This is a genomic window from Tychonema sp. LEGE 06208 (genome assembly GCF_015207505.1).
Taxonomy (GTDB): domain Bacteria; phylum Cyanobacteriota; class Cyanobacteriia; order Cyanobacteriales; family Microcoleaceae; genus Microcoleus.
In genome coordinates, this window is sequence record NZ_JADEWT010000078.1 from 1 (window position 1) to 24,737 (window position 24,737).

Consider the following 24,737-nt stretch of genomic DNA (forward strand, 5'->3'; position numbering starts at 1 on the left):
GACCGTTTCGACTAACTTCTTCCGAACCACAATTAGGGCAACAATTAATTTCTAATTTCATATCACGCTATGGCAAACACTTCTCTAATCATAACGTACTCTGATCCTTTCCTTCAGGGCACTACCCAAAAAGCGCCGTTATAAACAATGGATTGATGACTGCAATATTGATCGATTGCATGGCCGCAATCCCCTGCGCCGGCGGGAGTCGGCCAAGGGCGTTCATCACGAAGGTTGAGAAGGCGAAAAAGACTCCGGCTATCAGGCCACAGCCCAGTACCGCGAAAAGTTTCAATATCAAAAGCGACTGGTGAGGAATTGTCATAAAGCCTCTTTTGTGGTGCGATGCTCCTGTACCAGAGCAGGTTATTGAGCTAACTGTCTTTACTGCGGTGCGATCGCCCTTTGATTTTCCCAATCTGCTCGGTTGAGGCGATAAACAAAGCAATCATCGCCGCCAAACTGTCGCGGTTCCACAAATTGGAAACCAAAACGTTGGTAGAAACGGTGGGCGCGGGTATTGTTGGCAAGCGGATCGATGAGTACAGCCGTCACAGCAGAGTCGGCGAAACATCGAGCAAGTGCAAGCTGCATCATTTGTGTGCCGTAGCCTTTGCTCAATTCTTTCTCCTCTCCGATCCAGATGTCAATAGCGCGGAGATTCGCAGCAACATCATCACCCCAGTAGTGACTCTCCTCAAGTGCCGGATCGATAATCTGGATAAATCCGATCGGGCGATTATCGATTTCAGCAATCAATTGCTCTCTCCAGTCGGGAGTGCGATCGAGTTCTATCTCCCAACCCCAATCATCGTTAGTTTTTGCGTCAATTATGTGAGGTTGCTCGTCCCAGCGTCGCAATAAATTTAAATCTGCGGGGGTAGCGGGGCGTAAATTTATCATGGCTTGTTTGCATCTAAAAATTGTTGCAGCTTTGCTGTCGCGCACAAACTATCGCCTCTTTGGCAGACATCTGCAGTTTTGCGAAAGAGGCGATCGCTAAATCACGGAAACCACTGGATAATTATAACTCTCTTTCACCACTAAGCCATCCTTCCATCCAATAGCCAATAGAAAGCTGATTGCTCTTCGTGTCAATTATTTGACCGTCTATTTTAATGTTGCATCTGTGTATATGTGCCTCACATCTGCGGTTGAATTATCAATCGAAAATTTACGCAAATTTGTAAGGCGTTCCCAAAATCGGATCAAAAATTAGTCCCACAATATCTAATGTTAGCTGGCGAGTGCGATCGCCAATCGGTCAAATAGTCGATCGCGCTTCTAGTCGGGAGCATCTCATATTTGTAAAAAGACTTCTTTTGACTCCTTCTTTCTTCCTCTTTCCTCCTGTCTCCTGTCTCCTGCCTCCTACCTCCAATTTCTAGCTTGGCTGCAAAAGTGAGATGCTCCCTTCTAGTCTTTTTGCAGGGAAACCATCAAATCTATCCCAATCTAAAATCTAAAACTTAAAATCTAAAATTGAGGAACCATCCGCCCGCATCCAACAGTCTCAGCATCCAGTTACCTGCAATTCTGCTACAGTCAGTCATGACATCCCCGTGCATCTTCCAGAGACAAGGGTTTCCAGCCTCTGCGCCGACAGCAGTAAAATCCCATCAGCTTGTCACCTGGAACCCGATCGGCAGTAACTTAAAAATTAAGGTAGTTTGAAAATAACCCCCTAAAGTACCCATAGGCCTTGACATCCGACCTACACTCTGTAAATTAGACACTCTAACTGCGCCGCCATCCATATATAAAAAGATGCCATGTCAACTTTAGTCATCGTCGAATCTCCCACCAAAGCCCGTACCATTCGCAACTTCCTGCCCTCCACCTACCGGGTAGAGGCATCTATGGGCCACGTCCGCGACCTCCCATCCTCCGCCGAAGAAATACCAGAAGCCGTTAAAGGAGAAAAATGGGCGCAACTAGGCGTCAACGTGGAGGCAGACTTTGAACCGCTTTACGTCATCCCGAAAGATAAAAAGAAAATTGTTAAAGAACTCAAAGACGCCCTCAAAGACGCCACAGAACTGATTCTAGCCACTGACGAAGACCGAGAAGGCGAAAGCATTTCCTGGCATTTGCTGCAAATCCTCAAACCCAAAGTCCCCATCAAGCGGATGGTGTTTCACGAAATCACCCGCGAAGCCATCCGCGATGCCCTCACCCACTGCCGCGATATCGACAATCGAGTGGTACAGGCCCAGGAAACTCGCCGAATTCTCGACAGACTCGTCGGCTACACCCTCTCTCCGCTACTGTGGAAAAAAATCGCCTGGGGTTTGTCCGCAGGGCGAGTCCAGTCAGTCGCAGTCAGGCTGTTGGTACGCCGGGAACGGGAACGCCGCGCCTTCCGCCAAGGTAGCTACTGGGATTTGAAAGCCGTTTTGGAAAAGGGCAAAATTTCCTTCGATGCCAAACTCGTCACAGTCGGGAACGTGAAAGTTGCCAACGGTAGCGATTTTGATGAAAATACCGGACAAATTATCGCAGGTCGCCGCGTACTTTTGCTCAACGAAGACCAAGCCAGGGCTTTACTCTCGCGCATTCAAAACAAACCCTGGACTGTCGGGAATATCGAAGAACGTCCTGTCACCCGCAAACCCTCGCCGCCGTTTACGACCTCGACCTTACAGCAGGAGGCTAACCGCAAGCTGAGGCTGGGTGCGCGGGAAACCATGCGAATTGCCCAAAGTCTCTACGAACGCGGTTTTATCACCTATATGCGGACGGATTCGGTGCATTTATCCGAACAGGCGATTACGGCCGCCCGCAGTTGTGTGCAAGAACTTTACGGCAGCGAATATCTCAGCCCCCAACCGCGCAAATACACGACGAAAAGCAAAGGCGCCCAGGAAGCCCACGAAGCTATCCGCCCGGCCGGCAGCACTTTTCGGACTCCGCAGCAAACAGGATTGGATGGCGTGGACTTCCGCCTCTACGATTTAATTTGGAAGCGGACAGTCGCTTCTCAAATGGCCGATTCCCGCCAAACTCACGTCACGCTACAAACTCAGGTAGAGGATGCCGGTTTCCGTTCCAGCGGGAAACGCATTGATTTTCCCGGCTTTTTGCGCGCCTACGTCGAAGGTTCCGACGACCCAGATGCGGCTTTGGAAGACCAAGAGGTGATTTTGCCGGCGCTGAAGGTGGGGGATAAACCTAATTGCAAGGATTTGCAGGCTGTGGGGCACGAAACTCAACCTCCCGCCCGCTATACGGAGGCTTCGCTGGTGAAGATGCTAGAAAGCGAGGGGGTTGGCCGTCCGAGTACCTATGCGAGTATTATCGGTACAATTGTCGATCGGGGATACGCGAAATTAATAGCTAACGCCCTGATTCCCACATTCACCGCTTTCGCCGTCACTACTTTATTAGAAACGCATTTCCCCGACTTAGTAGACACGGGTTTTACTTCGCGCATGGAACAAACCCTCGATGAAATTGCCACTGGCGAGGCGAAATGGCTGCCGTATTTGCAAAAGTTTTATATCGGGGAAATGGGACTTGCTACCCAAGTTAAGGAACAGGAAAGTCAGATTGACGCGAAAGTTGCCCGAACTGTGGTATTGGAGAATATTGCGGCGAAAGTTTGCATCGGCAAATACGGCGCTTACCTGGAAGCTGAAAGCGCAGAAGGCCAGGTGAAAGCATCGATTCCGCAAGATTTGACTCCGGCTGATTTAGACCCGGAAAAAGTGGAGTTTCTGTTAAAGCAAAAGACGGAAGGCCCGGAAAAATTGGGTCTTCACCCGGACACTGGGGAACCGATTTATGTGCTGATTGGCAATTACGGCCCCTATGTTCAGTTGGGGGATGTTTCGGAAACGAATAAGAAACCGAAGCGTTCTTCTTTACCGAAGGGGACTGATAAGGATAGCGTGACGGTTGATATGGCGGTGAGTTTGTTGACTTTACCTCGGTTGTTGGGGACTCACCCGGAGACGGGGGCGAAGGTGCAGGCTAATTTGGGGATGTACGGGCCTTATGTTGTGCACGACCAGGGTAAGGTTGGTAAGGATTATCGATCGATCAAGCCGCCGGATGATGTTTTGACGATCGAGCTCGATCGGGCATTAGAGTTATTATCGCAGCCGAAAGCCGTGCGTGGCAGCAAATCAGCGACACCTTTGAAGGAATTGGGGGCGCATCCAGAGTCGGGAGAACCCCTGAATGTTTACGATGGCCGCTACGGCCCCTACGTGAAACACGGGGATATCAATGCTTCTTTGGCTAAGGATGAATCTGTGGAGAATTTCACCTTACAAAGAGCACTGGAATTATTAGCAGCGAAGGAAGCTGCGGGCGGCGGCAAATCTAGCAAGTCGAAGAAGTCTAGTAAGACTGCGGCGAAGTCGGAAACTGCAACTGAGAAGACTGCGGCGAAGAAAACGACTGCTAAGAAGACGACGACTGCGGCGAAGAAAACCACGACTAAGAAGGCTGCGACTGCGACTGCGACTAAGAAGAAGACAACTTGAGTTTAGTGTAGTTTTCACTCATCGAGAAACCCGGACGGTGTAGGGGCGGTGCCCCCGTGCCCGCCCGGTTTTTTTGTTGGTAAAATACTGCAAAAATTTAGGTTTGTAGTCAGGACTTAAGTCCTTAAAATTGGGTTTGAATATAGAATTGCATAAGGTCTACTGAATGCAATTAAGATATAGACGGTGGCCCGGAACGATAGACTCGAATCACTTTTCCCGTCAATATCTGAGCAATAGATATCGCATCATTAATATTAGCAGTCAGTCTAGCAATATCGTCATCTCGCGTGCAGGCAATAATACCAGAGTGGTCAGGTTGGAGCTTGTGCAGTTGAAAGAAATCGCGCCGGTTGACGGTCAAAACAGCCCGATTTTCAACGATCGCAAATGCTAATACATCCTCATCAGGTAGTCCAGCATTTCCTGCTTCTTGAACAGTCAGGACATCATGCCCCAAAGAGCGTAGATTTTGCACGACTTGCCGGGGAAAGTGTTCGTCTGCATAGATACGCGCCATAGGTTTATTCGATATTTTCAGGTGTATCTAATATTTCGTCTGCCTCGTCTTGCAGTCTAATTGCTTCCTCAATTTCGTCAGGGTAAGCTTCAGCATAAGCCCAAACATTTACTAAATCAGCAGCACTCAGATGGGGATAGCAATCTAGGATAAAAGCATCCGTAGCGCCGTCATTGCGATAGCTGGCGAGTAACCAAACGGGAATGCGAGTTTTGTCTATACAAGCGTCGCCACCCATCACGCCAAGAGTTTTTGTAATCGGGCGACCGCTGTTTTTCAAACTCTGGGTTAAGATGCTGATAGCCTCAGCTTTGTCGATCGGCGTTAAGGCCAAGAGTTGCGCTTCTAATTCTGGGATTGTCATATAAATTTTGGGATTTATGAATTATGTAGCCATTTGATATTGTAGGGCGATATCCCTATTAGTTAGGTTTCTTGCAAAACGTTGTGAATTAATTCTGCTGCTAGTTCTAGCCGATCGCGGTGAGTGAGGGCTTCCATGTCAACGGTGACTGCTGAGTGGCGCTTGGGTGCGGGTGCGGCTGGGGATGCCGCAGGCAATTGCAGAGTTTCGTAGAAATAATCGATAGGTTTGCTGTAGACGGCGGCGAAGGCGGGTAGCTCCCTCTCGGCGTCTACTTTGCGCTTGCCGTGTTCGATACACGAGATGGCTTGTTGGCTCAGGGTTATCCCGTAGCGCAGCTCTAACTGCTCAATAACTTGCTCTTGGGTTAATCCGAGTGCTTCGCGGGTAGCCTTGAGGCGCTTGCCAAGGGAGAACGCCATATCAGGAAATCATGTAAAGGACAAGGAAATCCTATATTTTTCCTTAAGAAACCTCTATCCGATAAATCACTAGCTATACGATAATCATGTAAATCAAGATTCCGATGGGTTCTACCCACTCAGAAGACTTGCGGACAAACCAGAAACCTTGTGTAGGAGAAGTGAAATGAACGAAATAGTTGAAAAAGCTCAACAGGCAATTGCTACACCCGAAGTGCAAGAGATGTTGAAGAAGTTATCTGAATATGGTTTAGGTGTGTTTATGCCACATATGCACGATCCAGAAACAGGTGACTTTGCCCCGCTTCCTTCAGGGATAGTAGCCGTAGAGGATAATCTACAAGTATCTTTTCATCATGCTTCTGAACCAGAAGTTTCTAACGCTAGACCTGTTGGTTGGGTTTGGGATAATTCTTCTCAAGCAGCTATGGTTTGTACTTATTGTATTGAGTTTAGCGGACGACATAGTAAAAACAAGCATACTTAGGATTCGATACCTGCTTTATTTTCTATTGATTAGTCAGCCGACAATTACAGGATCTACATCATGGCAAATGAGAAACCCCCGGACATCAGAGACCCCAATGCTTTTGAAGCAAAAGATGGAAAAAAATGCCCTTCGTGTGGCGGAACAGGAAAAATAAAGCCTGAAAAAGCTGTTAGAGAGGCCGTTTGCCAAAAGTGTAATGGCAAGGGGTACTATATCTAAACGATTTTTGTTGATTGAGTACAGTGTGAGATAAGTCCAGTTTTATCTCACTCTATGCCTGAAAAGGTAGAAAACAGTTGTTATTATCAAATATTTTTGGTTTAACAACGTAAGGTCTATTATTCCACAGGAGTTGACTATGAAATTTTCCGCTGACCGTACAGAGAAAAAAGGACCTTTGGGAGGAGCTTACTACGAAACATATATCAAAATAACTTTGACACCAGAAGAGGAAAATATTGCCCACAAACAAGGCATTATGAGAACGATAATTTTCGGAGGTAGCAGTTCTGATGACCCTGAAACAATAGAGGCGATGCGTCTTTGTGGTCGGTTACAAATAAGAATGGGAGATTTAATCGAAGGGATTACTGTTAAAGTTGGTAGCGGTCAAGAACTGGGAAGGCTTGCAGGGTTTGAAGATTTGATAAAACAGCGTTGTAAAAACTTCAAGTCCAACCTTGAAGCAGATCAGTTTTTTGGCTCTGGCGGGTCTAAAGACGAAGAGGAGTTATAGGCTCGGATCGTGGAGTAATTTGTTCTGAGTTTTGTTTAGAAATGGAGAGATAAAATGTCAAACAAGCCAATGAAAGACGATCGCACTGAGAATCGTGCGTCAGCAAAAGATAAAGTAGAGCAAGTGGTTACAAAACTCAAGCTAACTAAAAATGAGCGAAGAGAGCTACATGAACGCTTAGAAGACTACATGAGCTACGAGGAAATACTGGAACTTGCAAAAAGTATGTTCCAACAACAGTCAGAAGGCCGTTGGTAAATAATGAAGGGATAAAAAAGCATCGCCTTTTTTTCAATCCCGGACAAAAGGGCGATCGCACTTTTTTCAACATCTCGATGAAAGTGCGATCGCTCTTTTTTACAAATTTTGCACTTACTCAGTATTAATTTCAGTTAAATCAGTCAGTTTTATATCATTTGTGCGTTCGATCGCACCACCCACCCTATCTCTGACCTCGCGCTGGTCTAAAATCTCCTCAGTCGCCAAAAAGGCCATATGTGCGATCGATCATTCGTGACCCTCAAACCTCTTAAGGAGAATTGATATGACCCTAGAGCTATATCAGGAAGTTGCTTTAACCCGTGACTTACCAGAATATCAACTCAGAGCAGGAGATATTGCAACATTGGTTGATTTTGTTGCTCATCCTAGTGGTGGTGAAGAGGGCTGTCTGTTGGAAGTATTTAATGCTGTTGGTGAGTCTCTTGCAGTCATAGCAGTCCCAATCTCTGCTGTAGAAGTTCTACGCCCTGATGAAATCTTAACAGTTCGTTCTTTGGCACAAGCAGGTTAATATTCATTCAAATGTGGGGTTTAAGCGTCTTCACTCGCAGCAAAATATTTTGACCATTGTTGAGTGTGCGGATTAAACAACTTAATGCGCGTTTGCGCGATCGCACAAACCCCCAATCAATAACCTCGCGTGTAAAATCTCCCCAGCCACCAAAAAAGCGATACGGGCGATCGGCTTTCACGACAAAACTGCCACAATCCAGAATTAGAAAGCGTACAATACCGGAAATCGCCCACACTGAAAATTTTTAATAATTTTATTCCGTAAAAGTTGACACAGATCCAAACCATGAATTATATTAGACCTATGGATGCAGCAGACACGATCTAATCATTACATCCCGTTACCAACGAGGGTCGAGGAATTCCGGTAAAGACGTTCTGAATACCAAAATATAAATTTTGGCGAAGGCTCCTTAAGGAGTCTTTGTTATTTATGGAAACTAAACCAAAAAATCTTACAGTTGTAGATCTTTTTTCAGGCTGTGGTGGGTTGTCACTCGGAATTCAAAACGCTGGTTTTGATGTGATTGCAGGTTTTGACAACTGGGAGTTAGCTATTAATGTTTATCAGCAAAACTTTAAACACCAAGCATTTTTGATTGACCTGAGCAATCTTCAAGGCCAGTTTGACATTATTAAAAGGTTTAATCCAGACATCATAGCTGGAGGCCCACCCTGTCAAGATTTTTCGAGTGCGGGAAAAAGAGATGAAAATCTAGGTAGAGCAGATTTAACTATTTCTTTTGCTGAGATTGTTGCGTTTGTCAAGCCGAGATTTTTTATCATGGAAAATGTAGATAGATTTGTAAAAAGCACGAAATATCAAGAAGCTAAAAAAATATTTCAATCTGCTAACTACGGTCTCAGTGAAAAAATACTTCGGGCTAGTTTATGTGGTGTTCCGCAAAGTAGAAAAAGATTTTTTTGGATCGGCGAACTTGATGGGGAAGATAAAAAGATAGAGCCTTATTTGGAAAATAATCTGGCAAGTGAACCTATGACTATCAGGCAATATTTTAATAGTATAGGTAAGGCTTTAAATGTCGATCATTATTACAGACATCCGAGAAGTTATCAAAGGCGTGGCGTGTTTAGTGTTGACGAGCCTAGCCCAACAGTTAGAGGAGTTAACAGACCTATTTCCAAGACTTATCAACCTCATCCGGGTGATTCAGCTTTGGTCTCATCAAATGTACGTCCTTTAACTACTATTGAAAGAAGTTATATACAAACTTTTCCCGATAATTTTTTATTTCAAGGTTCTAAAACCGCTCTCGAACAGTTAATTGGTAATGCTGTGCCTGTTAAACTTGCTGAGTATGTCGCTCGTTGTCTTGCTCGGTATATTGAAGATTCTGATGTTAATGTTTCCCTGGAAGATGTAAGACTCGAACAAGTGGATAAAAGCTTTATTCAACTGTCTTTAATAGATGTTTAAATGTATAGTATTGAGTTCAGATGTTAATTCGGGAATCTAACAATTTAAATGCAGCGGACGGATTAGATATCCTAGTGTTGAGTTCAAGGCTATCTGTTGCTGATTTGAGCTTAAATTAGTAAATTTTCCACTCATACATAAACCGGGTTTATTAAAAAATGCCGAGTTTATTGATTGATAAAACACTAAATTTACTTACCAAAATAGGTTCGAGCGTTAGGATTTCATTGCTTTAAATTATCTGATTTTTTGTCATAAATATTGGGGCGGTTCGATCGCACGCCCCGACATTTTTGAGGCCTATCAACTCAAACCCTTGTCAAGCCTAGCTTTTGGGCTGGCTTGTCACCAGCCGGCAAAATCAGCCTATTTACTTATTGACAATTCCTCTTCTCTATTAAATTGTCAGGGATATAACATAAAAGTTAAAAAATGTATCAAAAACAACAGAAAGTACCAAATGTTTTATGTACGGCCCTACAATAGAGAAACGAAACAAGAAAAGAGGCGCGATCGCTATGAGTATGAATGAAGACCTGGATTGGGAAGAAGCATTTGAGTACAGAGCGGGCTTGACAGTGGAGTTGAAGTCGCAGCCAGGGGTTTTGCATACGATCGCTTACTATGAAGTGATGATGGTACCGCCCATCTGGTTAGAAAATGACCCGCGTCCCCGGTATCCTCACGAACTGCAAGTCGTTTCGCAGCAGCCAAGTGTGTCCAATAGTTGCCAAATTTCACAGTGTCCTGTTTTAGTCGCGTCTTAGATTTTTTCAGCGGGAAATATCGGCGATGGCTTTTAGCAAACAATCAAACCGATGCAGTAATTTTCGGATTGACATTGCTTTGCTTTGCTGTGTGGCGATCGGCTTAAGATATAGATGGCGGCGACTGTGCGATCGACTCGAATCAATTTTCCCCTCAGAGTCTCAGCAGTAGATATCGCATCATTCATATTAGCAGTCTGTCTAGCAATACCGTTATTTCGCGTGGAGGGAACAATACCGCAGCGCTTAGGTTCCAGCTTGTGCAATTGAAATAAATCGCGCCGGTTGACAATCAAAACAGCCCGATTTTCAACGATCGCAAATGCGCTAATACATCCTCGATCGAATATTCTAGCGTTTCCTGCTTGTCGAACAGTCACGACATCGGGTTCAAAAGAACGCAGGTTATGCGCGACTTGTCGGGGAAAGTCTTCGCCTGCATAGAATAGATACGCGCCATAGATTTATGGAATATTTTTAGGTATATCTAAGATTTCGTCAGCCTCATCTTGCAGCCTGATTGCTTCCTCAATGTCGTCAGGGTAAGCTTCAGCATAAGCCGAAACATTTACTAAATCAGCAGCACTGAGATGGGGATAGCAATCTACGATATAGCCTTTTTCAAACAGGTGAGGAGTTGAGAAAGGCGATAATTCTGGGACTGTCACAGAGCTTATTTAATTTATGAATTTAAAAAATGAATTGAGCGCGTGCGATCGCCCTCCATAACTTTTTACATTGATTATTTAAATTTATTATTAATAATTTTGACCTCTACCTGAAGCAGAATTTTTCACGACTTGCACGGCACAGCCGGCGACGCACAGTATATAGCGATCGACCCGCAGCCCGCGCCCTACAAAAACTCTTGCATAATTCCTATTTTCTATTGCATAATTCCTTGAGCCCTCGCTAGTTGCCGCCTTTCTTCCGTTAAAATAGCGCGATGTTTAGTAAAAAATTAAGATTCATTTAAACTTTGATACAGACAAAAACGATATACAATTCAATTGTTTGTGACAAAAATAGGGAATAAAAATAGCAAATATGACCGATCGCAAAATATGACCGATCGCACTTGCCAAAAAACTTCCCAAACATTTTTTTCCAAACAACCAAAACTCAGGAGTCAATAGCCGATGACGTTAGGAACGACCGAAATCCCCCAATTAAAACCGCTTTCCGACTCAGAACTACATAAAATTAACGCCTACTGGCGGGCCGCAAATTATCTATCCGTCGGACAAATCTATCTTCTCGACAACCCGCTACTCAAAGAACAACTCAAACTCGAACACGTCAAACCCAGACTCCTCGGACATTGGGGGACAACTCCAGGCCTCAACTTCATCTACGTTCACCTCAACCGCATCATCAAAGCCCAAGACATCAACGCCATCTACATCGCAGGCCCCGGACACGGCGGGCCCGGCTTGGTGGCCAATACCTATCTCGAAGGCACCTATAGCGAATATTACTCGAACATTTCTGAAGACGAAGAAGGGATGAAACGGCTGTTCAAACAGTTCTCGTTTCCCGGCGGTATCCCCAGCCACGTCGCGCCGGAAACTCCCGGTTCGATTCACGAAGGCGGCGAACTCGGCTACGCCCTCGTCCACGCCTACGGGGCGGCCTTCGATAACCCAGATTTAATCGTGGCGGCTGTTGTCGGCGACGGGGAAGCAGAAACGGGCCCACTGGCTGCTAGCTGGCATTCTAACAAGTTTCTCAATCCGGTTCGGGACGGGGCCGTGTTGCCGATTTTGCACCTCAACGGCTACAAAATTGCCAATCCGACGGTGTTGGCCCGCATTCCGCAGGAGGAATTGGAAAGTTTGATGGTTGGTTACGGCTACAAACCTTATTGGGTGGAAGGTTCAGATCCGGAAACGATGCACCAGTTGATGGCTGCAACTATGGATGCGGCGATCGGCGAAATTAAGGCGATTCAGGAAAAAGCCCGGACTGAAGGTTATTCGGGCCGCCCGCAGTGGCCGATGATTGTGATGAAGACTCCCAAGGGCTGGACTGGGCCGAAGGAGGTTGACGGGAAGAAAACTGAGGGCTCTTGGCGATCGCACCAAGTCCCGCTAGCAGAAATGGCTTCTAAGCCGGGACACGTCCAACTCCTGGAGGATTGGATGAAAAGCTACAAGCCCGAAGAACTCTTTGACGATCGGGGCCAACTGATTCCAGAATTGGCGGAACTCGCACCCAAGGGATCTCGACGGATGGGGGCAAATCCGCACGCTAACGGCGGTCTGCTGCTGCGAGACTTGAAAATGCCAGAATTTGCAGACTACGCGGTAGATGTGCAAAAACCGGGGGCTGTGATTGCAGAAGCAACCCGCGTTACCGGCCGCTTCCTGCGGGATGTGATGAAACTCAATCAGGAAAACGCTAATTTCCGAGTTGTCGGGCCAGACGAGACGGCCTCAAATCGCCTCGATCCGGTGTTTGAAGTGACGAGTCGGGAGTGGATGGCCAAAACTTTGCCGGAAGATGACCACCTCTTCACCCCCGACGGCCGCGTGATGGAAGTCCTCAGCGAACATCTGTGTCAGGGATGGCTGGAAGGCTATTTGCTAACAGGAAGGCACGGATTTTTCTCTTGCTACGAGGCGTTTATTCACATCATTGATTCGATGTTCAACCAACACGCTAAATGGTTGAAAACTACTCGCGATATTCCTTGGCGCAGACCGATCGCCTCTTTGAATTATTTGCTAACATCTCACGTTTGGCGGCAAGACCACAACGGGTTTTCTCACCAAGATCCGGGTTTTATCGACCACGTAATTAACAAGAAAGCGGAGGTTGTGCGGATTTATTTGCCGCCGGATGCGAACACTTTGCTGTCAGTAACTGACCACTGTCTCCGCAGCCGCAATTACGTTAATGTGATTATTGCAGGGAAGCAGCCGGCTTTGCAGTATTTGGATATGGATACTGCGATCAAACACTGTACCGCTGGCGTCGGGATTTGGGAGTGGGCTAGCAACGATCGAGGTGGCGAACCGGATGTGGTGATGGCCTGCGCGGGCGATGTTCCGACGCTGGAAACTTTGGCCGCGGTTGACATTCTGCGCCGAGATTATCCTGAGTTAAAAGTGCGGGTGGTAAATGTGGTGGATTTGATGACGCTGCAGCCTACTAGCGAACATCCCCACGGTTTGTCCGATCGCGATTTTGATGCTTTGTTCACGAAGGATAAGCCTGTGATTTTTGCTTTTCACGGCTATCCTTGGCTGATTCACCGCTTGACTTACCGCCGGACTAATCACTCGAATATTCACGTTCGCGGTTACAAGGAAGAGGGTACGACTACTACGCCGTTTGATATGGTGGTGATGAACGATCTCGATCGATTCCATTTAGTTGGTGATGTACTCGATCGGGTTGAAAAACTTAGTTCTGCTGCTGCTTACGGCAAGCAAGCTATCCGTGACAAGCTGATCGAGCACAGGCAGTATATCACCAAACACGGTGACGATATGCCGGAAATCCGCGACTGGAAGTGGCCTCACGGGGGCGCGGTTTCGTCGGATACGCCGAAGGAAACGAAAGATCCGACAACGACAGGAGATCAAAGCGTGCGATCGGGTGCACCTGGATAGCGATATTATGGTAGGGACACGGCAATTCCGTGTCCCTACAAAATTTTATATGTATGAGAATAGAAGGTTAAATAAAGCTTCAGCCAGCAATCTCAATTTCGAGGTATGCGCCCGGAAAAATAGTGTCGATCGCGTTCCGAATATTGTCTTGATGCTTTTGAATGCGCGGCCAAGAGGTGGACAGCAAAACCACAATAGCAATTTGTCGGTTTGTCAGGTTTTGTTGATAACGCAAGTTGCGATCGGTCGTGACCAGCAGATTATACCCATCGCGTTCGGCTGTGTCGAGCAGATCGCCATTCGCTAATGTTGACCATCCACGTTCATAAGCAGTATCTACTTTATGACCCAGTAGCGATCGGCGCAAGGGTACTGGCGTACCTTGGTCGAACAATATCTTCATACCTGTGTTATCTGCGTTATTGAGGCTAGGGCGCGATCGAGTAGCACCTCAACTTGGGCGCGAGTTACTCCCGGAAACCATTCGAGAAACTGGTCAATAGATGCTCCATCTTTAAGGTTCTCGAAAAAGGCGGCGACAGGTACGCGCGTTCCCCGAAATACCCATGCACCACTCACCTTGGTCGGATCGCGTTCAATCACTTCAAAGAGGTCTATATTCTGCATGACGTTCGTTGCTTGTTGCGGCTCAAGTAAAACAACTAAGATAGAATTAATGTTAGCATAAATCAACGGTAATTTAGGGTTTGTACACTCAAAAGAGGCGGTCATGCTTAAAGAAATAGAAATTCAAAATTTTAGGTGCTTTGAGCAAATCAAAATTTCTGGGTTTGAAAGAGTCAATTTAATCGGCGGTAAAAATAATGCTGGCAAGACAGCATTGCTAGAAGCACTTTTTCTCTATAACGATCCCGACGGTAGAAGTATATCCGCATTAAAAAAGCTGAGAATGGAATCGTCAGCATCGTCAGAATCCTCAGAATGGATAGAATCAATAGAATCCATATATAAAAGGGAATGGGACAACTTGTTTTATTCCCTCAACAAAGACGCAGTTATAGTAATTCATGGAAAAGATGAAAGTAATGTCGTAGATAAAATAGAAATTTGGTTAGATGAATCGGGAAATGTGGACAATATTTTCTCAGACACAAATGTAGAAAGATTAAGAGAGTTATTCTTGAAGGATAAAGATGATTTGTCAGTCCTAAATATCAAATTGAATCGATACAATCAAGAAACTGTTAATTCCGTTGCAATAGCTACTTCATCAAAAAAAATGTGGTTTGGCAGTCGTCCTAATGTTAAAGAACCGCCTTTTATTCCATCTTGTATGAGGTCTTTTGAAAGGAATATCACGGAACTATTTGACCTGGCGCGTTTGAATGAAAAAGATAGCGAAGTTTTGAAAGCTTTTCAAATTCTCGACTATTCAATAGAATCAGTAGACAGTTTTTCGATCGGGGAACCCACGCTCTACTTGAGAAGGAAAGGCGAAAAGCGTTTGCCTTTATCATTGTTTGGAGATGCCATTAACAGAGTTGCAGAAATAATCCTTAAACTGGTAAACAGCGAACACAAAATACTGCTAATTGATGAGATAGAAAATGGCATACACCATACAAGTCAGCGGGAGTTTTGGAGAGTGTTATTTCGGTTGGCGGTTGAACTGGATACGCAGATTTTTGCTACAACGCACAGTTTAGAGATGCTTCAAGCATTTGCTGATGTGGGTTTAGAACCAAATCAGGAATGCAGCAGCGCATATTTTGAACTAGCAAGGAAACTCAAAACAAATCAAATAATCGGAAGTCGGCTCGATTTGGAAACTCTTAGTTATGCCCTTGAGCATCAAGAAGGAGTGAGAGGTGAGTAATATTGTCATAGTAGAAAGTAAAAATGATAAATTTTTCATGCAGGCAATGGTTGAGAAACTAAACTGCGATATTCAGGTAGAAAAACCTATTTATATAGATAATTATGAACCTTTGGAAGGCTTGAGCGAAACAGAGTTAATCAAAGCTTTAAAAAATTTAATAAGAAAGATTGACCGAAAAGATATCGAAAAGATTGGAATAATTATCGATATTGATAATTATTCAGAGCAAGAACGGCTGAAATTCGTAGATAGATGTATAAAACAAGTGTTTCAAGCTGAAAGCTTGTCAAGCACTAAACAATTTATCGATATTTGTACAGATCATGGAACAAATGCAAAATTGGCTTGTTACTTTACAAATGTTGGAGGTAAAGGCGAACTGGAAACACTTTTAAAGGAAATAAAGGCTAGAGATTCTCCTTATGCTGATTGTTTGGATAGCTGGAAAACTTGCATAGAAAGCCAGGTCAAGGAAATCAACCAGAAAGACTTTGATAAATTTTGGGTTAGCATCTATCTCAGGTATGATACTTGCTCAAATCAGGAACAGAAACAAGCTGGAAGAAAATGCAGTATGTCTGGGTTTGATTATGTTATGGAACACAAAAAAGATATTTGGGATTGGGATAATCCGGCTCTCAATGATTTGAAGGATTTTCTTAAACTCTTTTGCTAAGCTGATAAAATTCAAATACAATCAAGATCAAATCCGTAAGTATCGGAATTATTCATCTCTCTCTTCTCTGACTCTGCGCCCTCTGCGCCCTCTGTTGAAATAAGATATCTATATGAGTTTAAAAATTTACTTTCTACGACACGGTGAAACGACTTACAGCAAAACAGGTGGCTACTGCGGCGACCTCGACGCAGAATTAACACCGGAAGGTTCTATGATGGCAGAGCAATTTGCCGCAACTTATGCAAAATTGCCTTGGAATGCTGTTTATGTCAGCCCCATGAAACGCACAATTGCTACGGCTAAACCTCTGTGCGATGCTGTGGGAATTGAAATGCAACTGCGCGACGGATTGAAGGAAATTAAGTACGGCAAGTGGGAGGGTGAAACAGTTGAATCGGTTCGTGAAAAATATGCTGATGATTATATTAATTGGTTGACGGAACCGGCTTGGAATCCACCGACTGAGGGGGAAACTTCTGTGCAAATTGCTAGCCGATCGTCCTTAGTGATTGCAGAAATTCAGGAAAAGTACAAGAATGGTAATGTTTTGGTGGTTTCGCACAAGGCGACTATTCGGATTATTCTGTGCAGTTTGTTGGGGATTGATTTGGGAAGTTACCGCAATCGGATTGCCGCTTTAGCAGCTTCTGTGAGTATTGTCAAGTTTGATGTGCGCGGGCCGATGCTGGAGGTTTTGGGCGATCGCTCTTACATGGATGAAACTCTCCGCAATTTACCCGGTACTTGACATTGGCGGTAAGGTGCGGGGGCGCACCCTACATAGTCTCAAACTAAAGTGCGCCCAAGTAAGACAATCCTAAAATCGTACCTGTTCCCAGAATATGACCGAAGCAGAGACTTCCGATAAGTGCACCCAAGCTCAAACCGCCCACCAGATTCGCTGAGGGTGCGGCTGGGCCTGTGTGAGGATTTTTGATGGTTAAGCTGCCGAAAGCAATGGCTGCAACATTGCAAATAATCATAATTAAACCGATTTCGGGGCTCCACTCTACGGTTCTGGCGCTAACGGTTAGTAAAATTGTTGGCAACATGGCGATCGACTCCTTAATTTTTAGTCCATGAAAATCAGATGATGAAGATATATCAAACAACAGCAACCAGTGGCTACATCTTGAATTGATTTTTAATAATTTGACATATTCCTTAACAGAGTGATGGTTAGTGAATAGCTAACAATTAATACGCAGCCAGAAACCGGGTTTTTTAAGAAAATATTTGGTTCCAACGAGCAGAAAACGTAAAAACCCGGTTTCTGAGGTCGGAGTGCGTAAGCCCTGAATTCCCAATTCCCAATTCCCAATTCCCAATTCCCATGAAAATCCTAGTTTTAAATGCAGGTTCTAGCAGTCACAAAAGCTGCTTGTACGAACTAAATGACCGACTTCCCGATCGCGCGCCGCAACCCCTCTGGGAAGCGCAAATAGACTGGACTCACCGCGAAAATGCCGGGGAGTTGCAAGTCAAAACTGCTGCGGGCAATAGGCTTGAGGAAGAATTCGCTTCAAATTCTCGCTCCCAGGCCATTGCTCGGATGCTGGAGACTCTGTGGCAGGGAAAAACTCAAGTTATTAATAGTTTAAAGGACATTGATATTGTCGGTCATCGCGTCGTTCACGGCGGGCCAAAATATCAGCAAAGCACGCTGATTTCGCCGGAAGTAAAAGAGGAAATTTCTCGTTTGGCTGAGTTTGCTCCCGTCCACAATCCGGTTAATTTGGAAGGCATCGAAGCAATCGAAAAAATACTGGGAAATGTGCCGCAAGTTGTTGTTTTTGATACGGCTTTTCACGCTCAATTGCCGCCCGCTGCGTTTGTTTATCCTGGCCCCTACGAATGGCTGGAAGAGGGGATTCGGCGCTACGGTTTTCACGGCATCAGCCATCAATATTGCACTCGCAGGGCTGCTGAAATTCTCAACCGCGATTTAGCTGATTTGCGGCTGATTAGCTGTCATTTGGGCAACGGATGCTCTCTGGCGGCGGTTCTCGGTGGTCGGAGTGTTGATACTACGATGGGTTTTACTCCTTTGGATGGTTTGATGATGGGAAGTCGATCGGGGGCGATCGATCCCGGTATCATAATTTATCTGTTAAGGCGATCGCACTTTACCGCTGAGGAACTAGATAATATTCTGAATCGAAATTCTGGTTTGAAGGGGATTTCCGGGGTTTCTAGCGATATGCGGCAAATTTTGGCAGCGATTAAAGATGGCAATTCTCGCGCTCAACTTGCTTTGGATATTTACGTGCACCGTTTGCGGGCTGGTATCGGGGCGATGTTGGCGAGTTTGGGCGGGTTGGATGCTTTGATTTTTACTGCGGGTGTTGGGGAAAATTCGGCGGTTGTGCGGGCTGCGGCTTGCGAAGTTTTTGGATTTATCGGGTTAAAATTGGATGGGGAGAAAAATTTAAATTCGCCGGTTGATGATGATATTGCGGCGGTTGATTCAGCGGTGCGGGTTTTGGTGATTCACACTCAGGAAGATTGGGAAATTGCGCGGGAATGTTGGGATATTTCTCGCGGATGATTCGGTTAAGCGATCGCCCTTTGAGGCTACTTCAACACAAGCGACCTCTTTTCTGGTGGGTAATAAATACAAAAGGGCGATCGCGACTTGGATCTCAACATCCTTATCGAGGATTTCATTCCTCAGTTGACTCTAATTTAGAGTTGCAGCGTTCCCAGTAAATTTTAGCCGTGCGATCGGCCTGATTCTGCCACCAACACTCGGAAAACAGCCGCGCTGCTTCCAATAACTTCCCTTCCAAGTAAAGCGCCCTAGCTTCTGCAAACAATTCTAGCGTAGCTAACTTGCCCGCTTTGATTTCTGGCGTGTCGGCATCAAACACCTCATAAATCGTCACCGCTTCAGATTTTCCCTTGACTTTTACCGTGTCGAGAGTGCGGATTGCATACTGAGATGGATTTTTCAGGCGCGAATAAGTTGGCTGGGTAATTAACAGCGACACCCCATAATTTTTGGTCAAACTTTCCACGCGAGAAGCTAAATTAACGGCATCGCTGATTACTGTCCCATCCATGCGATTTTGTCCTCCCACCGTTCCCAGCATCAAAGAACCCGTATTAATCCCAATCCCAATCTGAATCGGGGCACAGCCTGAATTAGCGCAGTATTGATTGTATTCAACGAGACGGTGCAGCATCGCAATTCCCGCTTTCACCGCATTATCCGCCTCACCGCTAAACAGCGCCATAATCGCATCGCCAATATATTTATCAATAAACCCCTTATTTTCATTAATCACGGGTTCCATGCGAGAAAGATAGGAATTGATAAATTTGAAATTATTCTCCGGTGTCATAGTTTCCGAAAGTGTGGTAAAATCGCGAATGTCGGAAAACAACACCGACATTTCTAACTGCACTTGGTCGCCCAATTCCACATCAATAATGCTTGATTTCTCTAAAAACTGGAGGAACTGATTGGGAACGAAGCGCTCGTAAGCTTGGTTGAGTAGAAACAGTTCAGCGGTAAATCTGATTCGCTCTGTTTCGGCTTTTTTACGCTCCGTGATATCTTGAAAGGCTACAATTGCATAAGAAATATTGTTCTTTTCATCATAGATTGGTGTACCCCAAGCCTCGATCGGAATAATCTTGTTGCCTTGGTGAATTTCCATATCATCAGCGGTTGCACTTTCGCCCCTCAACGCGCGCGCAGTGGGCAATTCTGCTGAGGGATATTCTTGCTCAGTTCCCGCTTGATAGATTTGATAAACCTCGGGTATTTGCTCGCTGGTGACGTTAGGAATAACTCCTTTACCTAATAATTGAATAGCAGCGCGATTACTATAGTAAGGTTTGCCAGAAGCATTCAGCACTGACACCCCGACCGGGATTGCTTCTAAAAATTGAGCAAGCCTGTTCTCACTTTCGCGGACTTCTGTATAAAGCTTAGAATTTTGAATCGAGATCGCCGCTTGTCCAGATAACACTTTTAATAGTTCCACTCTTTCTGGCGTAAAAGCTCCGGCTGTCAGATTGTTTTCTAGGTAAACAATACTGACGATCTGAGATTGATTAATCAGCGGCACACATAAAATTGATTTGAGCTGATTCTTTTGGATATAAGGATCGTTGGTAAATTGTCCCTTTCGGAAAGCCTCATCCAGCACCACGCTTTCTTGAGTACGTGCCACATAATTAACAATTGATTCAGAAAGTTTTTGACAATTTTTAACCGGGATTGACTGCAACACGGTAACAACTTCATCATCAATTTTCCCTTCAGCTTCAATTAACAGCTTTTCCTGGATTGAAAAAATCAGATATCCTCTTTGCGCCCCTGCACTTTCCATCAAAATTTTCATCAAGCTAGACAGTAGTTTATCCAGCAATATTTCGCCGGAAATCGCCTGAGAAGCTTTCATCACCGTGGTGATATCTAAGTTAGAACCAGAACCCGTGGTCGTCACTGATGCCGTAGTTTTAGTTGTTTTTCTTCCCGGTTGGATTGGCGCCAATAACTGCGGATATCGCGTTTCTAAATCCGTTACCTTAGCAGTGGCTCCCCATTGAACATAACAATAATATGCCTCAATCATGTAGGTTTGGGCAAGTTTTTCCTTGCTCCATTCCCAGTAGAACTTTGCGGCTAGTTCGTTAGCTAGTGCTTCTTCGTTGAGGAATTTATTTTCTTTGGCTCCAGAAATGGCGCGATCGTACATTTCAATCGCCTCAGCTTTATTGCCCAAAACTCGATGTTTTTCGGCCTCCACTAAATACCATTTATGCAGATAATTCATCGGAGCATTTTGCCCCCATTGATGTAGAGTGGTTTGATGAGTTTCCACTTGCATAAGAATTTCTGCTTGATCAATTTCTGGTTGAGTGGGAAAAAGTGCTAAGTGGGTGAGGGCGGCATAGAAATGAAAAATGGGGAAAACATACAATCCCGATACTGCCATTAAACACGGTTTGACTTGGGCAATGTGGCTGAGGGCAGCACTGCAATTCCCGAAAGTGTAAGCCAACTGTAGTTTGTAGATATAGGCAAAAGAAATCAACGATTGGTCATTATTCTGATAATGCTTAGGAATCATCACCCTTTCATCGTAGGCATTACCAATTAAGCAATCGGGTTGATTCATACTTTCCCTCAAGTTCTTTACTACCTGCTGATTCATACCCAAATAAGCCTGGACAGAATATTGCTTCATCTGACCGAAAGCAGCGGTGTAGCCAGCCTGTTCGGCTTCCCAAGTTTCTAGTTCTACTCCACCGAAAAAGTTGGCATGAAAGTAAACGAGTATGCTATAGCCACCGTATAGAAAATCGCCAGTTTCCATGCCAGCCCTATACCCCTCTTTAGTCGTTGGCATCATTGCTCTGAGAGCTTCTTGGTGATGCTGAATCCAGCTACTAAATACAGCCAGAATTAGGGACTTACATTCCGTTGCATTAAACTGATCGAGTAAATTCAGTGCCAATTTACCAAAGCGATAGCCAGTTTTGACATCTCCCAAAACAGAACACAGCACCACACCGTGAATCAAATACCCTAGTATCGATCCCGGTGCATTTCCCAACTGGAGCGATAAACTCACCATCGTAGAACTAAGTATGGGCAGTAAACTCGGCATGGTTTGATTAATGGCTGAAAATAACAGTCCTAAGAGTTGCATGGCGGCTTGAGTCTCAATATCGGTCATCACAGGCAAGTTCACCAGTTCCTCAATGCTTCTGTCTTGAAGTTTTCTCGCAAGGCTCTGTAGGGCTTGATCTATTTTGACTTGATCAGCTTCGGTAGGGAGTGCAACCCCCAATTGTTTCAGTGCTTCTCTGGCGACTGCGATCGCTTTTATCTGACCTTGGGCAGTATGGGCAATAATTAAATTTTCGTAAGTTTTAACTTTGTCTAAAATTGTCTGGGCTTTTTCCAACATCTCTGCTGCTATCTGTTCCATACCCTCAAAGTCAGCATTCAAATAAGCAACTTCAGTAGCTGTAACATAGAGATTCAGCGTCAATTCATACTGACTTTGCCAACAGTTTGCTGTTAGTAAATCAATTCCTATTTGCAAATAAACTTTTGCCGCAGCGTAGGCAGTAGAATTTCTAGCTTTCTGTCCAGCTTTTAAGTTAAGTTGTGCTAAGGCTTCCCTCTCTTTTGCTTGGGATATTAACTCCTTGCCTAGATTCAAATGCTCGACAATATCAAACAGTTTTTCTTCTCTTTCCATCTCCGAGGCATTTTGTAAAAGTAGCTGTCCAACTTTGAGATGAGTAGCTGGTTTATGGTCATCAGGAATCAATGAATAAGCCGCTTGCTGGACGCGATCGTGCAGGAACTTATAAGTTGGATTAGTAATAGACTCAATATTAAATTGATCGTCTGCTTGAAGGAAGTTATAGCCTTCTGCAATCACTAAAATCAGTCCTTCTTGCAAGGCTTTCCATAGCGCTGATGCCATTGGTTCGGGTAATTCTTCGCTAACGACTGCTAATGTCTCTAAATCAAACTGCGCCCCAATGCAAGCCGCCAATTTTAGAACATCCTGAGTTTTGGCAGGCAACTTCTGCAATTGCGCCGCCATAAACTCCACCACATCCGAGGCATGGGTAAGTCTAGCATTGGCAATATCACACTGCCAATGCCGTACATACCTGTTAAAAATAATTTGATCGTCTTCATATAATACCTTAAGAAATTGAGTAGAGAAAAAGGGATTACCTTTGGTTTTTTCATAAACCAATTCTGTCAAAGGCCCGGCCAAAGATAAATTGCAAATCAGCGTATCTGCTACCCATTGATTCAGATCCGCTAAACTCAACGGTTGCAGCGTAATCGTGTTCACCGCTGCCCCAGACTTCACAATCTCATCCACCGTCAACATAAACGGATGAACAGGTGACACCTCATTATCCCGATAAGCACCCAATACTAACAGATGCCCCCTATCCTCCATCAACAGTTGTAATAACTTCAAAGATGCCGAATCCGCCCACTGCAAATCGTCCAAAAACATCACTAAGGGATGCTCGGCTGTGGTAAATACTTGCACAAACTTTTGCATCAGCAAATTAAACCGATTTTGGGCCGCACTCCCCGACAGTTCTAGTGCAGTCGGTTGAGCGCCAACGATCCGTTCTAATTCAGGAATTACCTCGATCAAGACTTGCCCGCTATCACCTACTGCGGTGAGAATATTGGTTTTCCATGTTTGTACCTGAGCATCACTTTCTGATAATAATTGTCCCATCAATTCCCGAAATGCTTGCACAAATGCACTGAAGGGAATATTGCGCTGAAATTGATCGTATTTGCCTTTAATAAAATAGCCCCGCTGTCTGGCGATCGGCTTATGGACTTCGTTTACGACTGCGGTTTTACCAATCCCAGAGAAACCAGCAACGAGCATCATTTCGGCGCTACCTGTACTGACTCGTTCAAAGGCTGCTAATAGATTAAAAACTTCAGTTTCTCTGCCGTAAAGTTTTTCGGGAATCAGGAAACGGTCTGTAATATCTCGCGTTCCCAAAGCAAACTGCTCAATGTTACCCGTTTCTTGTAATTGAACCAGACACATTTCTAAATCATGCTTTATTCCGAAGGCTGTTTGATAGCGGTATTCGGCATTCTTCGCCATCAATTTACTGACAATTTGAGATACGATTAGGGGAATTTCTGGCTCGATTTCCGGCAGGGAAAGCGGCTGTCTGGCAATGTGGCAGTGAACCAGTTCTAAAGCGTCTTCTGTCTCAAAAGGCAGTTTTCCACTCAGCAATTCGTAGAAGGTGACACCAAGCGAGTAAAAGTCTGTGCGGTAATCGAGAGTGCGATTCATTCTCCCGGTTTGTTCTGGTGAGATGTAAGCAAGGGTTCCTTCCAAAATGCCGGGGTTTTTCAGTATCGGTGTTTCTCGCGTTAGTTGAGTGGAAATGCCAAAATCAATAATTTTTAATTGTTCCGTTTCCGGGTTATAAACAATATTCGAGGGGTTAATATCTTTATGAATGATATTTGCGCTGTGAATTTGACCTAAAGTTTCAGTAGTGGCGATCGCCAGGAGCAGAAACTCCTTGAGGCTAAACTTTCGCTGCTGCATCCAAATTTTCAAGGATTCGCCGCCAAAGTCCTCTACAAACATCACGAGGCTGTTTTGGTATTTTTGCAAGTCATAAACTCGCACAACTCCCGCCTCTTTCAACTCTTGGGTGATTCGGTATTCGGTGCGGTAGCGCACTAACTCTTGAGGTGTGGGGTAGCTTTCTTTGAGAAGTTTGAGGATAATCGGCTGGCGATCGGCTTCCCGAATGGCTCGGTAAATCAGAGAGTTGGCACTTTCATAGAGCAGTGTCTGGACGGCAACGCCTGGAATCGAGAGCATATTGATCTTTCTGCTAAAAATTAACGCTAAGTCACAACGCACCAGCTTTCTGTAAATAATAGCGCGTTAGAAACGAAAAAGTTTTGTTTTTGTCACAAATAATGTTGACTTTTTCGGGCAGCAGCCTGCGAATACTTTTTGGTAGCCCCGATTTCGATCGCCTAATTTGTATGCTGCATCAACAGTCGATCGCACTTTTGATTTGAT

25 protein-coding genes are annotated in these 24,737 nt (G+C 44.9%); 13 read left to right on the forward strand and 12 right to left on the reverse strand.

Features of this window, described 5'->3' with window-relative positions; genetic code table 11:
* Window positions 1-121 precede the first annotated feature (121 nt).
* Both IQ263_RS19250 and IQ263_RS19255 read right to left on the reverse strand, forming a co-directional pair.
* Window positions 122-325 carry an anthrone oxygenase family protein gene (locus tag IQ263_RS19250; RefSeq protein ID WP_228050189.1) on the reverse strand — a complete coding sequence of 68 codons (204 nt, stop codon included), beginning with the start codon at window positions 323-325 and terminating at the stop codon, window positions 122-124.
* Between the two features lie 59 nt (window positions 326-384).
* A complete protein-coding gene (locus tag IQ263_RS19255) occupies window positions 385-903 on the reverse strand; it encodes a GNAT family N-acetyltransferase (RefSeq protein WP_194069367.1) in 519 nt (172 codons plus the stop codon).
* An 869-nt stretch (window positions 904-1,772) separates the two neighbouring features.
* On the opposite strand from IQ263_RS19255, the gene topA reads away from it, so the two are divergent.
* The gene (gene topA, locus IQ263_RS19260; RefSeq protein WP_194069369.1) at window positions 1,773-4,490 is read left to right on the forward strand and encodes a type I DNA topoisomerase; all 2,718 of its coding nucleotides are present in this window, start codon (window positions 1,773-1,775) and stop codon (window positions 4,488-4,490) included.
* Window positions 4,491-4,662: 172 nt separating this feature from the next.
* On the opposite strand, the gene IQ263_RS19265 is transcribed toward topA, so the two are convergent.
* The 3 genes from IQ263_RS19265 to IQ263_RS19275 all read right to left on the reverse strand — a co-directional run bounded on the left by IQ263_RS19265 (window position 4,663) and on the right by IQ263_RS19275 (window position 5,796).
* Entirely contained in the window at window positions 4,663-5,010 is a 348-nt protein-coding gene (locus IQ263_RS19265) for a DUF5615 family PIN-like protein (RefSeq protein WP_194069371.1), read from the reverse strand.
* A gap of 4 nt (window positions 5,011-5,014) precedes the next feature.
* Window positions 5,015-5,374 carry a DUF433 domain-containing protein gene (locus IQ263_RS19270; RefSeq protein ID WP_194064322.1) on the reverse strand — a complete coding sequence of 120 codons (360 nt, stop codon included), beginning with the start codon at window positions 5,372-5,374 and terminating at the stop codon, window positions 5,015-5,017.
* A gap of 62 nt (window positions 5,375-5,436) precedes the next feature.
* The gene (locus IQ263_RS19275) at window positions 5,437-5,796 is read right to left on the reverse strand and encodes a helix-turn-helix domain-containing protein (protein ID WP_194069373.1); all 360 of its coding nucleotides are present in this window, start codon (window positions 5,794-5,796) and stop codon (window positions 5,437-5,439) included.
* A 166-nt stretch (window positions 5,797-5,962) separates the two neighbouring features.
* Here IQ263_RS19275 and IQ263_RS19280 point away from each other — a divergent pair, with 166 nt between their 5' ends.
* The 5 genes from IQ263_RS19280 to IQ263_RS19300 all read left to right on the forward strand — a co-directional run bounded on the left by IQ263_RS19280 (window position 5,963) and on the right by IQ263_RS19300 (window position 7,815).
* Window positions 5,963-6,283 (forward strand): hypothetical protein, encoded by a 321-nt coding sequence (locus tag IQ263_RS19280; protein WP_194069375.1) that lies wholly within the window; start codon window positions 5,963-5,965, stop codon window positions 6,281-6,283.
* Window positions 6,284-6,343: 60 nt separating this feature from the next.
* Complete coding sequence (locus tag IQ263_RS19285) at window positions 6,344-6,505, forward strand: hypothetical protein (protein WP_194069377.1); 162 nt, start codon at window positions 6,344-6,346, stop codon at window positions 6,503-6,505.
* 139 nt (window positions 6,506-6,644) lie between these two features.
* Entirely contained in the window at window positions 6,645-7,022 is a 378-nt protein-coding gene (locus IQ263_RS19290) for a hypothetical protein (protein WP_194069379.1), read from the forward strand.
* Between the two features lie 54 nt (window positions 7,023-7,076).
* Window positions 7,077-7,280, forward strand: a complete 204-nt coding sequence (locus tag IQ263_RS19295; protein ID WP_194069381.1) for a hypothetical protein — start codon at window positions 7,077-7,079, stop codon at window positions 7,278-7,280.
* Between the two features lie 286 nt (window positions 7,281-7,566).
* Entirely contained in the window at window positions 7,567-7,815 is a 249-nt protein-coding gene (locus IQ263_RS19300; RefSeq protein ID WP_194069382.1) for a DUF4926 domain-containing protein, read from the forward strand.
* A gap of 7 nt (window positions 7,816-7,822) precedes the next feature.
* Here the strand turns inward: IQ263_RS19300 and IQ263_RS19305 are convergent, their stop codons facing one another.
* Complete coding sequence (locus tag IQ263_RS19305) at window positions 7,823-8,053, reverse strand: hypothetical protein (protein ID WP_194069384.1); 231 nt, start codon at window positions 8,051-8,053, stop codon at window positions 7,823-7,825.
* 197 nt (window positions 8,054-8,250) lie between these two features.
* Between IQ263_RS19305 and IQ263_RS19310 the strand changes: the two genes are divergently transcribed.
* Entirely contained in the window at window positions 8,251-9,255 is a 1,005-nt protein-coding gene (locus IQ263_RS19310) for a DNA cytosine methyltransferase (protein ID WP_194069386.1), read from the forward strand.
* A 467-nt stretch (window positions 9,256-9,722) separates the two neighbouring features.
* On the forward strand, window positions 9,723-10,022 hold the full coding sequence (locus IQ263_RS19315; RefSeq protein WP_228050190.1) for a hypothetical protein: 300 nt from the start codon (window positions 9,723-9,725) through the stop codon (window positions 10,020-10,022).
* A gap of 32 nt (window positions 10,023-10,054) precedes the next feature.
* On the opposite strand, the gene IQ263_RS19320 is transcribed toward IQ263_RS19315, so the two are convergent.
* Entirely contained in the window at window positions 10,055-10,486 is a 432-nt protein-coding gene (locus IQ263_RS19320; protein WP_194069410.1) for a DUF5615 family PIN-like protein, read from the reverse strand.
* The gene (locus IQ263_RS19325; protein WP_194069388.1) at window positions 10,487-10,690 is read right to left on the reverse strand and encodes a DUF433 domain-containing protein; all 204 of its coding nucleotides are present in this window, start codon (window positions 10,688-10,690) and stop codon (window positions 10,487-10,489) included.
* 471 nt (window positions 10,691-11,161) lie between these two features.
* Here IQ263_RS19325 and IQ263_RS19330 point away from each other — a divergent pair, with 471 nt between their 5' ends.
* The gene (locus tag IQ263_RS19330) at window positions 11,162-13,639 is read left to right on the forward strand and encodes a phosphoketolase family protein (RefSeq protein ID WP_194069390.1); all 2,478 of its coding nucleotides are present in this window, start codon (window positions 11,162-11,164) and stop codon (window positions 13,637-13,639) included.
* A 79-nt stretch (window positions 13,640-13,718) separates the two neighbouring features.
* On the opposite strand, the gene IQ263_RS19335 is transcribed toward IQ263_RS19330, so the two are convergent.
* Both IQ263_RS19335 and IQ263_RS19340 read right to left on the reverse strand, forming a co-directional pair.
* On the reverse strand, window positions 13,719-14,042 hold the full coding sequence (locus IQ263_RS19335) for a DUF5615 family PIN-like protein (RefSeq protein WP_194069392.1): 324 nt from the start codon (window positions 14,040-14,042) through the stop codon (window positions 13,719-13,721).
* Window positions 14,039-14,371 (reverse strand): DUF433 domain-containing protein, encoded by a 333-nt coding sequence (locus IQ263_RS19340; protein ID WP_228050191.1) that lies wholly within the window; start codon window positions 14,369-14,371, stop codon window positions 14,039-14,041. Before IQ263_RS19340 ends, IQ263_RS19335 begins: the two co-directional genes overlap by 4 nt.
* On the opposite strand from IQ263_RS19340, the gene IQ263_RS19345 reads away from it, so the two are divergent.
* From IQ263_RS19345 to IQ263_RS19355, 3 genes are all read left to right on the forward strand, one after another.
* Complete coding sequence (locus IQ263_RS19345; protein ID WP_194069394.1) at window positions 14,370-15,476, forward strand: AAA family ATPase; 1,107 nt, start codon at window positions 14,370-14,372, stop codon at window positions 15,474-15,476. The two genes, IQ263_RS19340 and IQ263_RS19345, sit on opposite strands and share 2 nt — an antisense overlap.
* The gene (locus IQ263_RS19350; protein WP_194069395.1) at window positions 15,469-16,155 is read left to right on the forward strand and encodes a DUF3226 domain-containing protein; all 687 of its coding nucleotides are present in this window, start codon (window positions 15,469-15,471) and stop codon (window positions 16,153-16,155) included. The genes IQ263_RS19345 and IQ263_RS19350 overlap by 8 nt, the downstream gene beginning before the upstream one ends.
* A gap of 112 nt (window positions 16,156-16,267) precedes the next feature.
* Window positions 16,268-16,906 carry a histidine phosphatase family protein gene (locus tag IQ263_RS19355; protein WP_194069396.1) on the forward strand — a complete coding sequence of 213 codons (639 nt, stop codon included), beginning with the start codon at window positions 16,268-16,270 and terminating at the stop codon, window positions 16,904-16,906.
* 43 nt (window positions 16,907-16,949) lie between these two features.
* Here IQ263_RS19355 and psaK read toward each other — a convergent pair whose 3' ends face one another.
* A complete protein-coding gene (psaK, locus tag IQ263_RS19360) occupies window positions 16,950-17,210 on the reverse strand; it encodes a photosystem I reaction center subunit PsaK (protein ID WP_194069397.1) in 261 nt (86 codons plus the stop codon).
* 281 nt (window positions 17,211-17,491) lie between these two features.
* Here psaK and IQ263_RS19365 point away from each other — a divergent pair, with 281 nt between their 5' ends.
* The gene (locus tag IQ263_RS19365) at window positions 17,492-18,706 is read left to right on the forward strand and encodes an acetate kinase (protein WP_194069398.1); all 1,215 of its coding nucleotides are present in this window, start codon (window positions 17,492-17,494) and stop codon (window positions 18,704-18,706) included.
* A gap of 115 nt (window positions 18,707-18,821) precedes the next feature.
* Here the strand turns inward: IQ263_RS19365 and IQ263_RS19370 are convergent, their stop codons facing one another.
* Complete coding sequence (locus tag IQ263_RS19370) at window positions 18,822-24,530, reverse strand: AAA family ATPase (protein WP_194069399.1); 5,709 nt, start codon at window positions 24,528-24,530, stop codon at window positions 18,822-18,824.
* Between the last annotated feature and the right edge of the window lie 207 nt (window positions 24,531-24,737).